At 45.1% G+C, this 12,694-nt stretch carries 13 protein-coding genes and 1 riboswitch; of the genes, 4 read left to right on the plus strand and 9 right to left on the minus strand.

The annotated features are described in order from the left end of the window. Positions 1-2 precede the first annotated feature (2 nt). Complete coding sequence (glp, locus tag MKX75_RS16400; RefSeq protein ID WP_062836076.1) at positions 3-1,271, minus strand: gephyrin-like molybdotransferase Glp; 1,269 nt, start codon at positions 1,269-1,271, stop codon at positions 3-5. Between the two features lie 168 nt (positions 1,272-1,439). Here glp and MKX75_RS16405 point away from each other — a divergent pair, with 168 nt between their 5' ends. Then, on the plus strand, positions 1,440-1,730 hold the full coding sequence (locus MKX75_RS16405) for a restriction endonuclease (RefSeq protein WP_062834854.1): 291 nt from the start codon (positions 1,440-1,442) through the stop codon (positions 1,728-1,730). Positions 1,731-1,843: 113 nt separating this feature from the next. On the opposite strand, the gene MKX75_RS16410 is transcribed toward MKX75_RS16405, so the two are convergent. From MKX75_RS16410 to MKX75_RS16430, 5 genes are all read right to left on the minus strand, one after another. Further along, positions 1,844-2,590 (minus strand): DUF4247 domain-containing protein, encoded by a 747-nt coding sequence (locus tag MKX75_RS16410; protein WP_076331580.1) that lies wholly within the window; start codon positions 2,588-2,590, stop codon positions 1,844-1,846. Positions 2,591-2,601: 11 nt separating this feature from the next. Next, on the minus strand, positions 2,602-3,108 hold the full coding sequence (locus tag MKX75_RS16415; RefSeq protein WP_062834856.1) for a DUF4178 domain-containing protein: 507 nt from the start codon (positions 3,106-3,108) through the stop codon (positions 2,602-2,604). Positions 3,109-3,131: 23 nt separating this feature from the next. Beyond that, positions 3,132-3,533 (minus strand): DUF350 domain-containing protein, encoded by a 402-nt coding sequence (locus MKX75_RS16420; RefSeq protein WP_062834857.1) that lies wholly within the window; start codon positions 3,531-3,533, stop codon positions 3,132-3,134. Positions 3,534-3,628: 95 nt separating this feature from the next. Then, entirely contained in the window at positions 3,629-4,300 is a 672-nt protein-coding gene (locus MKX75_RS16425) for a PspA/IM30 family protein (protein ID WP_076331579.1), read from the minus strand. A gap of 112 nt (positions 4,301-4,412) precedes the next feature. After that, on the minus strand, positions 4,413-4,754 hold the full coding sequence (locus tag MKX75_RS16430) for a hypothetical protein (protein WP_169481009.1): 342 nt from the start codon (positions 4,752-4,754) through the stop codon (positions 4,413-4,415). Between the two features lie 154 nt (positions 4,755-4,908). Here MKX75_RS16430 and MKX75_RS16435 point away from each other — a divergent pair, with 154 nt between their 5' ends. Beyond that, entirely contained in the window at positions 4,909-5,700 is a 792-nt protein-coding gene (locus MKX75_RS16435; protein WP_339166034.1) for a polysaccharide deacetylase family protein, read from the plus strand. Between the two features lie 105 nt (positions 5,701-5,805). Here the strand turns inward: MKX75_RS16435 and MKX75_RS16440 are convergent, their stop codons facing one another. The 3 genes from MKX75_RS16440 to MKX75_RS16450 form a co-directional block, all read right to left on the minus strand. Beyond that, entirely contained in the window at positions 5,806-6,480 is a 675-nt protein-coding gene (locus MKX75_RS16440) for a 3D domain-containing protein (protein ID WP_062834860.1), read from the minus strand. Positions 6,481-6,482: 2 nt separating this feature from the next. After that, positions 6,483-6,678: riboswitch (cyclic di-AMP (ydaO/yuaA leader) on the minus strand. Positions 6,679-6,896: 218 nt separating this feature from the next. After that, positions 6,897-7,619: an amino acid ABC transporter ATP-binding protein gene (locus MKX75_RS16445; RefSeq protein ID WP_017688094.1), complete on the minus strand. Its 723-nt coding sequence runs from the start codon at positions 7,617-7,619 to the stop codon at positions 6,897-6,899. Beyond that, complete coding sequence (locus tag MKX75_RS16450; RefSeq protein ID WP_082762785.1) at positions 7,606-9,069, minus strand: ABC transporter permease subunit; 1,464 nt, start codon at positions 9,067-9,069, stop codon at positions 7,606-7,608. Before MKX75_RS16450 ends, MKX75_RS16445 begins: the two co-directional genes overlap by 14 nt. 183 nt (positions 9,070-9,252) lie before the next feature. On the opposite strand from MKX75_RS16450, the gene MKX75_RS16455 reads away from it, so the two are divergent. Further along, positions 9,253-10,428 carry a M20 family metallopeptidase gene (locus MKX75_RS16455; protein WP_062834861.1) on the plus strand — a complete coding sequence of 392 codons (1,176 nt, stop codon included), beginning with the start codon at positions 9,253-9,255 and terminating at the stop codon, positions 10,426-10,428. Positions 10,429-10,886: 458 nt separating this feature from the next. Then, a complete protein-coding gene (locus MKX75_RS16460; protein ID WP_076331577.1) occupies positions 10,887-12,668 on the plus strand; it encodes an alpha-glycosidase in 1,782 nt (593 codons plus the stop codon). Positions 12,669-12,694 lie beyond the last annotated feature (26 nt).

Here is a 12,694-nt window from a genome sequence, read left to right on the forward strand (position 1 = left end):
AACTACCTCACATGACCTGTGGGCAGTTTGAGGATGCGCACTTGCTCACCCGCAGGAATGCCTTTTTTCTCAGGAGGAATAACAATCAGACAATCACTGTCTTTAATCGTAATCATCACGCTGGATTCATCTACACGGGCAGCAGCGGGTATAGCGTAAACCATTCCGTTGCGGATTTCCGTGCGTCCTCGTACGAATCGTGTAAAATTGTTTACTTTGGTGTACTCTTCTTCCAAGATCGCGGTCCATTCTTCCAAGTAAGGATGAGCATCGGCTTGCATGGAACGAATGGTAGGACGAACAAATAGACCAAAACCCACAAAACAAGCACCCGGGTTACCCGAAAGCGCAAAAAGCAATTTGTCTTTGTACACAGCAGCTGTGGTTACACTGCCTGGTCGCATCGTCACTTTGTTAAACAACATCTCTACATGTTCTTCCAACACAAGTTCACCCATAATATCATAATCTCCGACGGATACACCGCCTGTGGTCACCACGATATCATTATCTTGAATGGCTTCTTCAAGTTTGGCCCTTGCTGTATTCACATCGTCTGCAATGGAACCATACATCACCGGCTCTCCTCCCGCTTCAACGACCAGTGAACGCAGCATATAACTGTTGCTGTTCCGTATCCGACCTGGTTGCAGCGGCTCATCTACATCAAGCAATTCCGTGCCTGTGGCGAATATCGCAACCTTAGGACGTTGAAATACGGGAACTTCTGCAATGCCAAAAGTCGCCAACACCGACTGCTCTCCTGCCCTGATGATCGTTCCTGCTTCAAGCAGTTGCTGACCCTCCTGAACTTCCAGTCCAATTGGCGTGATGTTAGCACCCGGCAATATGTGTCGTTTTAATGCAATCCACTGTTCTCCATTCTCTTCCTTGCTCTCAGTCATCTCCATCATGACCACCGCATCCGCACCTTCTGGAACCTGTGCACCCGTCATGATGCGAGCAGTTGTACCTGAAACAATGGTGTGGTCCGAGGTATAACCGCAAGGAATTTCATCAATTACCCGAAACCAGATTTGATGATTACTCGTTGCATCTATGGTATCTGTACTTATAATGGCGAATCCATCCATACCCGATCTCCGGAAGAACGGATACGGATGAGGTGCCTGAATATTCTCTGCAAGTGTACGTCCATGGGCAGACTCAAGGTTAACTTTCTCTATAGAGCCTGAAGTAACTCGTGCTGCTACTTTGGCTTGGGCATCCGGTACCTGTACAGCTGTACGGTGGAACTTGGCAGTTGTCATATCATATGAATGTGAGTTTAGTTTCAAAAGTATTCTTACCTCCTAAAGACATACATCGTTTAAGAAAGTGTAGCCCGAATGCTTTAAGATGACAAGTACATCGCTCACATCCAACATGAAAGCAAGCGTATATGCCCATAATACAAATGACAAAGGGAGGCGATCATCATGAGTGAACGATGTGAATTATGCGGAAGAGAATCTGTGGACACAACCATTCATCATCTGACTCCCAAAGAAATGGGAGGAGCATTTCTGCCTACAGCCGACCTGTGCATCCCCTGTCATAAACAGATCCATTCGTTATATACCAATCGGGACATTGTGACTCTTGGTCTTACCGACCTGCCGTCTTTGAGACAGGACGAACGAATGATGCCATTTATCCGCTGGATTCGCAAACAGCCTGCTTCAACAATTCCCCGCGTACGAAAATCCAATCATGTTCGCAAGTCGTAAAGCAAAAAGAACAGCTCCAAGGTAAAAGCGGATAGAGATAAATCCGTCATACCTTTTCGCTGTTCTTTTTGGATTGGATTATATGTTGGGCAGCCAAGCTTATGAATAAATCATTATCTACGCCTCATAATTCGACCGCCGCCAACTCTGGTTTTCGGTTTTTTGTAGGATTTCTTTGGTGAATCAAACAACCCGCCCAGACCACCACTGCTTTTGTTACGATCAATGGTTCCCTTGCTCTGATCCTTATTGCGATTGAATAATCCTCCGCCAGATCCCACGCTTGAATCTTTATCGCTTCCGCGCCTCGTGATTGTACCTTTTCGATCCACAGTAATGGGTGGAGCAACTTTCTTGTCATTACTTGTTGGTGTACGGTAAGATCCTGCACTCGGTTTATACGTATCTTTATTGGTGTATCCCCGATAATTCCCATTGCCCCGTCCACCAAAAGAATCGAACAGATTACCTATTAATGTAGCGGTCAGGTAACCTTGTAAAAAAGATGAATCGTAGTTCTGCCGAACATACTCCTTTGAGTCCACCTCAACCAAGGTATCCTCCGGCTTGTTCGGATCTTGTTGCAGATGATAATACTCGTCCTGATACACCAGGAACATACGCTCCGTGTTCTCTGCCGAGATCTGATCCGGTTGCCTTTGGTCAGACAATTCCTGAGCCACTTCCGGAACCGTACGGTCCGAGGCCCGGTACACATAGGACGTTGAGTTACCACTGCCATTAACCGATTCAAGCGGATATGTGTCCTGAACAGAAGGTGCTCCGCACGCGGACAACAGAGACATCACAAGGCTGAGGACCAGCATTAATTTTAATCCATGTGCCAAGCGTTTTTTCATTGGAACCTCTCCTAGCTCGAACGAATCACTTTGATATCCGCAGGAATAATGGACTCACCCTCATACAGTGTAAACCTTCTGTCTTGCCACTCTACGCGAAGAAGCATATTATCATCCGACTGATACTGCCATACCAATTGTTCTCCAGCCTGGCCATACGGCGTTCTGCCTGCCGTAGACACCATGCCACCATATTCTTCCTCCAGATGATATGCGCGTCCATCCAGATCCAGCAATGTAGGCACCTCATCAGGTGCATCTAGTCTGCCATCAATTGGTGTATATAAGGCATAACGGGTGATTTCCCGTTCTTCAATATGCAAATAGCGAAATGCGGTACCATCCTGCAGCGTAAGCACAACGGCATTTCGAGCGCGATTTTGTACCCGACCAACGACTTCATAAGTGACCAGAGAAACCTCACAGATATCACCAGGTGCAAGCTGAAGCATGGTTTTCTCAGCCTGCAGTGGTTCAGGTTTCGTTAGTATTCCTTTAATTCGTTTCCATACACTCATGAGAATTACTCCTGTTCCTTATCTTATAAACAAGCTGCAATAATCAGTGCGCCCACGATATGTAAAGCGCCAGAGAACAAGCCGTATCCTGTCTTTCCTTGCTGAATTCCGGTATCCAGATCTAGGTTAGCCCATTTGCGAATCATAAAGTGTACGACACTCTCCAGAATCAACAAAATGATAAAGGATACCACGGAGACCAGCAATGCTTCTCCAAGATGACCAGCCGTAGAAATAGACGTAGCGAGTACATACCCTTGTGCAAATAATTTCATAACCATACGTGTAGTAACGGCCATATTGCCAGCCTTAACTTCAGCAAAATCCTTATATTTCGTGAACAGTGAATCAACATACATCAGTACAAACAGCAAAACCGAACCAGATACGGTCCAGACCAGCATCGCCAAAATGTTCAAATCCATTTACACAGCCCCCACATATCAACATGAACCGCATTTAAAAGCGAAGGAGAAACGCTCTTCTCCTCCGCTGGTTAACCCTGCTGACAACCAAGGTGTTAGTTCTTATTATCGTACTGTTTCATCAATGCTGCGAGTTCGTCTTCAACAGCCTGATCTTTACCCAACTTCTCGAACTCTTCGTCCAAAGACTTGCCTTTGGAGGACATTTCGTTGCTTGCTTCTGCCTGTGCTTCCATTTGCATCATTTTCTCTTCCATACGTTTCATGCCAGCACTTGCCGTATCAGAGCCAAACCCATTCAACGCTTTGTTGATTTCCGTTTGAGCTTTTGCTGCATTATAACGTGCTACCAATGTCTCACGTTTGTTCTTCATTTGAGTCAACTGCTTACGCATCTCGTCGAGCTTGCCACGCAGGTTATCTGCAGAAGCCTTGTTCTGATCATAGCTAGTTTTGTACTCAGCCATCTTCTCTTCAGCAACCTTTTTCTCTTCTAAAGCACGTCGAGCCAAATCCAAATTCTGAGCACGAGCCGCCGTATGCGCCTGCTCTTCACGTTTCTTCACCAGAGCTTCCTGCTCTTCGAATAGCTGCTTGAATTTCTTCTCAATGGCGATCTGTGCGGCTACTGCTTTCTCCGCATCTTCCAGATCCTCTTGCATATCACGGATATATTGGTCCGTCATCTTGATTGGGTCTTCTGCCTTGTCGATAATGGCGTTGATGTTAGACATTGTTAAATCACGCAATCGTTTGAAAATGGACATTATGTTATTCCTCCTAGTCGATAATACATCGTATATAAACATACATACGTAACAAGCTACAACTCGTTTCAATTTTAGCAAATAAAATCAAAACTTGCGATTGTTCTTCATGTTAGGAAGATCCTTTATCCTTGTTCAGATGATCCTCCATTAGCCTCTCTGCAGTCTGCACGATTTCGTCGATCTGCATCCGTGTAATGGAATCAAAATGGATACCCATGATCACCGTAACAGTTACTTTCAGCTGCAGGGCGGCCTTTCGGGCAAGCCGCTCACACAGCTCTTGTTCCTTATGACCCGGAATATGTACCGTCGTCCCGCTTACGCGCTCATGATCCACGTAGAACGTGGCTACAGCACCAATATGCGCCTTTCCTCCGGTAACGAGAAAAACCTTATCATCTCCTGCCTCAATCACTTGTAAACGTATCGATTTCAAATCATATGTACTCATAACCATCCACCTATCCTTCTCTATATGTTATATATGGAGGAATTATGGCTTTCACAAGATAAATCCGCAATGAAAATTCTCACACTACGCATATTTTATGGACACCTCGGACATACCAAGGAGAACATCATTTTCGGAAAAGGAGGCCGTTATTATGCGCGTACGCCTCATTATGCTGATGGTTATCGTTATTTTTTTTGGAGGATATCATGCTCCAGTTTCATCGGGGGATGCTTCAAGCCCGCCAAGTGAATCAGTATCAGTTTCAGATTCCGCGGAAGAAGAACAACTGACATTGGGACAATTACGTCAAAAATATGCGGATACGTTCAAAACGAATGGTCCTTCAACGAAGCAGGTTGCCCTGACTTTTGATGACGTGCCCGATCCACGATTTACTCCACAGGTATTAGATGTATTGAAGAAATATAAAGTCAGAGCTACATTCTTTATCGTTGGTAGTCGTGCTGAGAAACATCCGGATCTGGTGAAACGTATCGTTAAGGAAGGGCATATTGTTGGCAATCACAGCTACAATCATCCGGAATTCAGTAAGCTGTCGATGAATGCCTTTCGCAAACAAATTTTACATACTGGGGATATCATTCATCACCTAGCAGGATATACGCCCAAGATGATCCGACCACCTTACGGAGATATTAATGAAGAACAGCTGCAATGGGCTGCCAGACAACACTATAGCATTGTGAACTGGAACGTTGACTCACTGGACTGGAAAGGCCTCTCCAAGGAAGAGGTGAAGGATAACATCCTATCTGCCGTAAAACCCGGTTCCATCGTTCTGCAACATGCAGGGGGCGGTGTGGGTTCGAACCTGAATGGCACGATTGAGGCTTTACCTGAAATTATTGAGGAACTGCGTAATCGGGGGTATGAATTAGTCACCTTGGACGAGATGTTGGGGTTGCCAAAAGCCAAGGATTAGGATGTCCATGTAGGAAATGATGACGATGTTAAAAGGGTGCCTGTTCAATCGCAAAGTAGCGACTGGCAGACACCCTGTTTGAATTCGTTAGATGTAATTCACTTTCTACTTCAGAATATAGAGCTCGATATCCTGGAAACCAAATGTGCTTACGGACTGCTTGCTACCAGGGATAAAGATATCAATCCGGTGACCCTTGATTGCACCGCCCACATCACGTGCTGTAGCTACAAAAGCCTGTTTTGGCAATCCCGGATGGCTGTGACCGGTTACCAGTACTTTGGTTCCAAGTGGAATCACACTTGGATCAACTGCGATCGTACCCAGTTCAAGATCATTGCCGAAGTAATCCACAGCACCCCATCCTCCATTTTCGGACGGATCTGCAGAGTATGCCGTTGCTTTCACGTTCACTGCTTTACTGTAATCGAACGTTTTTCCCCAGGCTTGAACAACTTTGTTATCTGCGTTAACGTCCAAGCTTGCTGTAGTAACAGTCTTCGCTTGAGTCTTGCTCTCTGTAGCCGCAGCAGCTGCTACATTGTTTGCCTTACCGGGAATCGTAATTTTCAAACCACCATAAATATTGTAAGGCGAAATGTCGTTGTTTGCTTTAACCAACGTGTTGAGTGCTACTCCATACTGTTTCGATAAGGTGTAGAAGGTATCCCCTTCTTTGGCCACATGAACTGAATCTGCGTGAGCCGGAACGGCTTGAATAAGCATTGCTGTTGTCAATAATGCTACTGCTGTTTTGGCTATACGTTTCTTGTTAATCATGGTCTTCCTCCCTCATTATGCCTGCGAAGTTAGTTGTCGGATTCGGATGAGGAGCCACCCTATAGGTCCTTCGTTACATGTGAAACGTTATGTACCCCTAATTCACCCCAAGCAGTGTGCCATAGATCTTCCCCCTGCACGATCTGCATCGTTACATCCCCCGCACTCCCTGTCCGGAAGTTTCGGCAGAGTTCAATATATCACAATTTTGTAACCTGAACTTGTAGTAATTCTTACCAAAAGGTTTTGAACATGTCATCAACTGTAAGAATACTGGATAATTCAGAATAGTTGGGCAACCCGATTTCTTTATATAAGGTAACAGAAAAGTTACTTTTCAAATCTAGAAATGATTATTACGCACAAAAAAATAGCGTTACCGACTCGATGTCAGTAACGCTATTAAATCATTTCATTTAGAGTACTTTAGCAAGAAAATCACGTGTACGTGAATTTTTTGGTGCTCCAAACACCTCATCAGGTGTTCCTTCTTCTACAATGACCCCGCCATCCATGAACAGGATTCGGTCTCCCACTTCACGTGCAAAACCCATCTCATGTGTTACGATGACCATCGTCATCCCGCCTTCTGCAAGACGTTTCATGACATCCAGCACTTCACCGACCATCTCGGGGTCCAGTGCCGAAGTAGGCTCGTCAAACAGCATTACATGCGGCTGCATGGCCAATGCTCTTGCAATGGCGATCCGCTGCTTCTGTCCACCGGACAGCTGGTTCGGGAAAGTATCTTTTTTATCATACAAGCCCACAGTGTTTAGCAGATCAGCAGCGATTTTCTCCGCTTCCTGCGTGGATTGCTTCTTCACTTTAATCGGGGCAATCGTAATGTTTTGCTGTACCGTTTTGTGTGGGAACAGGTTGAAATGCTGGAACACCATACCCATCTTCTCACGAGTCGCATTGATGTTGTGCTTCGGATCGGTGATTGATACGCCTTCAAAATCAATCTCTCCCGAGGTAGGCTGTTCCAACAAGTTCAGACAACGCAAGAATGTACTTTTACCTGAACCGGAAGGACCGATAACCACGACAACCTCACCTTTGCCAATCGTCACGTTAATGCCTTTAAGTACATCGTTATTACCATAAGATTTGTGTAATTGTCTAACGTCTATCACTTGCACTCAACTTCCTTTCCAGTCGTCCCAGCAGCTTGGACAAAATGAACGTCATTACAAAGTAGATGGCTGCTGCAATCAAAAATGGACTCAAACCTTGGTACGTAATGTTTTTGACTACACTTGCCTGATACATAATATCCACCATACCGATAACGGAGATAATAGAGGATTCTTTGATAATAGTTATAAATTCATTACCGATCGCTGGTAATACAGCTTTGAAGGCTTGTGGCAATATAATGTAACGCATTGCTGCACCTCTGCCCATTCCGAGGGAACGCGCTGCCTCCAACTGACCACGATCCACACCTTGGATACCTGCACGGAAAATCTCCGCCAGATAGGCACCACTATTGATTGAAAGTGTAATGATACCTGCCTGAAGTGCAGTGAAGTTAATGCCAAAGCTCAGGGAAAAACCATAATAAATAATCATCAATTGTACCAGCATCGGTGTGCCACGGATCACTTCAACGTAAGCCGTACCGATCCAGCGCAAGATTGCAGCGTCATGTAGACGGAACAAACAGATGATCAATCCAATAATTACCCCGAAGATAACGCCAAGTGCAGACAACAGAAGTGTGTATCCTACACCTGTAGCATAGAAACTTTTGTACTCCCAGAATACTTGGAAAATATTTTGTGATTTGTTCACTTTATCCGCCATCAAGAGGCTGGCGTCCGTCACCATCTGATTGATTTTATCTTCACTTTTCAATCGTTCCAGTGTTCCATTTACTGCAGCTAGCAGCTCGGTATTTCCTTTACGAATCCCGATTGCCGCTTCTGCTTGCTCTTCGTCCGGAACAGCAGCAGCAAGTCCAATGATATCGTCCAGATAACCTGCAGCAACAGTATCTTCAACGATTGCCGCGTCAATGCGTTTTGTTTGCAGTTGAAGCACGATATCCGAGATTTTATCCAGCGCAGTAAGTTTCGCTCCTGGAATACTCTGTCCGATCGTTTCCTGAATGGAGCCTTTCTGAACGCCAATTTTCGCATTTTCAAGTTCTGCCATGGTTGGATATTTGTCTTTATCCGCATTGCGAACCATAATCACTTGTTTTGATTTATAATAGGTGTCGGAAAAATCGATACTTTTCTTCCGCTCATCCGTCGGCGTCATACCTGAAATTACCAGATCAACACGCCCGCTCTGCAATGAAGGCAGAAGACCGTCGAAGCCCATATCCTCAATCACAAGCTCAGCGCCAAGATCTTTGGCAATCTCTTTGGCGATCTCAATATCGAAACCGACGATTTCATCTTTGCCATTAATCACTTTATGGAATTCATATGGTGCAAAATCGGCACTTGTACCGAGCACCAGCTTTTTACTGCTTGAATTATCTGTAGTTCCACTTGCAAGTGCCACAGGAACGGCAGTCGTCAGCAGAACAACAAAGGTCAACAGCATCATGGTGTAACGACTTATCAATTTCAACCTTTTTCTCTCCCCTTACAATACATTGTATGCTTCTCATGTTGATGACTGAGTCATTATAAAGTACAATGCATGATTATGCAATGCATTTTGACATTACAAATCTTGACTTGTTTCTGAAAAAATGAAGCAAACGTGATATAATCAATGAATTATTTTCATTTTTGCATAAGGAGTTTACAAATGACATCTAACAAATCACAGATCCTGACGGTTATTGATCAATATGCTTCCCGTTTTAAAGCCATTTCATCATATATTGGCGCCAACCCCGAACTGGGAAATGAAGAGTATCTCGCTTCTGCCCGTTTGAAAGAAGAGCTGGTCTTCCACGGTTTCACGGTAGAGGCTCCCATTCTCGGACTGGACACAGCTTTTATCGGAACCTATTCGGCCGCCAAACCCGGCCCTACTATCGCATTACTGTGTGAGTATGACGCTTTGCCGGAGATCGGTCACGCCTGTGGTCACCATCTAATCTGCATGATGAGTCTTGGAGCTGCTGTTGGGCTGAAATCCATTCTGGATGAAGTAGGTGGAACCCTTAAAGTGTTCGGTACCCCCGCTGAAGAGACACGTGGTGCTAAAGTTCCGATGGCGGAAGCAGGTTTGTTCGATGACTGCGATGTCGCTCTCATGGCGCATCCGTATTATGCCTACGAAAAGTCCGGCAGCTCACTGGCTATTGATGCTGTTCAATTTGAATTCCATGGCCGCTCTTCACATGCTGCTGCAAGCCCGCACGAAGGCATTAATGCACTTGATGCTGTCATTCAAACATTCAACGGGATCAACGCATTCCGACAACAAGTGAAAAGCACCGTTCGTATTCATGGTGTGATTAACAACGGCGGTCAGGCGGCAAACATCATTCCTGACTACGCTTCAGCCCAATTTTATGTACGTGCAGCAACCCGAAAAGAACTGAATATCCTCACAGAGCGTGTGATTCAGATTGCTGAAGGATCTGCTCTACAGACAGGTTGCAAGCTGGTGACGTCCAACTATGAAACGTCTTACGACGAGATGGTGACCAATGAAGCATTTTCAGCTGCGTTTAGTCAAAATCTGATGGAACTCGGCATCCCGCAAGAAGAAATTGTGAGTGGTAACGATCATGGCTCGATGGACATCGGTAACGTTTCTCTAAAATGTCCTGCCATCCATCCCTACATCCGTGTTGTGGATGAGGTGCACACACTGCACTCCATAGCTTTCCGTGATCTTGCACTACAAGAACGTGCGCTGGACGGCATGATTCTGGGAGCCAAGGCACTCGCTACAACAGCCTACGACGTTCTGAGCCAGCCGGAGCTGCTTCAATCCATCCGTACAGAGTTTGAGCAAGCGATTCGCTAAGATTTGCTTTAACATGCTATATAGGGGTGCCTGGAACAAACTTGAAATCCAAGCTTGTTCCAGGCACCCTTTTCTTGATTTAGCAGTAAGTATATTCAGCAAGAAGCTGGAGATGCTGTGAAAGAAACCCTTGAAAATACTGAAAATAATACATTTTATTACAGGAATTGTGGTTCATTTGCTGGCTAACTTGGTTATTTATTGCTATAAGTGCATGTTCAAAAAGACCGATTTTCAGTACCGAGAAGATTGGATGAAGCTAGAAATGGAGTAGCGGAGCGTAGGCAAAACTACGTGAGCAACTACAATGTTTCCGTAGGAAACATACTTCGTAAGCATATGCTTATTTCGGCTGAATTCCATATTCGATGCCGATGATGCCGATAGGCATCCTTTGTAATCAAAAGTGGGCTTTTGAATAACCTCTATAACTTATCCTATATTCAGGAGGTGCTGTCATGCTACTCGAAGCCATGTATCATGTTCCTCGTGACAAGTGGGCCTATGCTTATGATTCGTCTACCATACATCTACGCGTTCGAACCAAGCGAAATGATGTTCAATACGTGACTGCACTGACCGGAGATAAGTACAATTGGAATGGAACTTACAAGGAAATTCAACTGGAGAAGGCTGCTGCCGATAGCATGTTTGATTATTGGGAGGCTGCGGTCAAACCTCAATTCAAACGTCTCACTTATATATTTCGGATAACCGCCGGTTCGGAAGATGTTTTCCTCGCGGATAACGGCATTCATTATGAGGCCCCCTATCCAACCGGAGGATATTATGAGTTCTCTTATATACATGAGATCGATGTGTTTAAGGTGCCCGAGTGGGCCAAAGAAGCTGTCTTTTATCAGATCATGACCGAACGGTTTGCCAATGGAGATCCCAAGCTGAATCCGCAAGGAACCCATGACTGGGGTGGCAAACCTGAGCTGGACAATTATTTTGGTGGAGATCTGCAAGGTGTGCTGGATCATCTGCATGACTTGACTGAACTTGGCGTGAACGCCATTTACTTTACCCCGTTATTTCAGGCCAATTCCTACCACAAGTACGACACCATTGACTATGAAAAAGTCGACCCCCATTTCGGTGATAACGCCATGCTCAAACAAGTGACAGAAGAATGCCATCGCCTGGGTATCCGTGTCATGTTGGACGCGGTGTTTAACCACTGCAGCGAAGACTTCCCTCCTTTTCAAGACGTACTCAGACATGGAAAAAACTCAACGTATGCCGATTGGTTCCACATCAATGAATATCCGGTTCAGATCAAGGACGGTATACCTACCTACGATACATTTGGTTTCTATGGCAACATGCCCAAGTTCAATACAGCCAACCCAGAGGTTAAGGCATATCTACTCGATGTGGCTGAGTATTGGATCAAGGAAATCAAGCTGGACGGCTGGCGGCTGGATGTAGCGAATGAAGTGGACAACCATTTCTGGCGTGATTTTCGCAAGGTTGTGAAGGCAGCGAATCCCGAAGCCTATATTGTTGGTGAAGTATGGAGCGATTCCTTGACCTGGCTTATGGGGGATCAATTTGATTCCGTCATGAATTATCCTTTTGCCGACAAAGTACTTCAGTTCTTCTGTGGATCAATGGATGGTTATCATTTTGCCAATGAGATGGGTTCATTGGTTATGCGATACCCACAACAAACGAATGAGGTCATCTTCAATATGCTGTGCAGCCATGATACCCCTCGCCTGCTCACCCGGTTAGGGGAAGACAAACGCCGATTAAAGTTATCGGTTGTATTTCTTTTCACCTATATCGGTACACCTTGTATCTTCTACGGCGACGAAGTTGGGATTAGTGGTGATGCTGACCCCGATTGTCGAAAATGCATGGAATGGGACCAGGACAAGCAAGACAGAGAACTTTATGATTTTTATCGTCTGATGATTGATTTACGCAAAAGCAATGAAGCCCTGCGCAAAGGACGCTTCCGTTTCCTCAAGGCTGATCACAATGACCCCTGTATCGTGTACGAGCGTGTGGATGACAACCTTCACTTTACCGTATGGATGAACAATACACCTCAAGATCGTACGCTCTCACATCCCATGGAAACGAAAGACTGGAAGGATGCATTAACTGAAGAGCCTGTATCCCCAACCAATGGATTAATGAATATTAAGCTCGACCCCTATGGGTACCGCATTTTGTACAGACAGCTTGATCCAGCAACGATCCATTTTAATCATTCAGTCCAAGCATAATCATGGCTAAAGAAAAACACTTCTAC

It is taken from the genome of Paenibacillus sp. FSL R5-0341 (assembly GCF_037975235.1).
Taxonomy (GTDB): Bacteria; Bacillota; Bacilli; order Paenibacillales; family Paenibacillaceae; genus Paenibacillus; species Paenibacillus amylolyticus_A.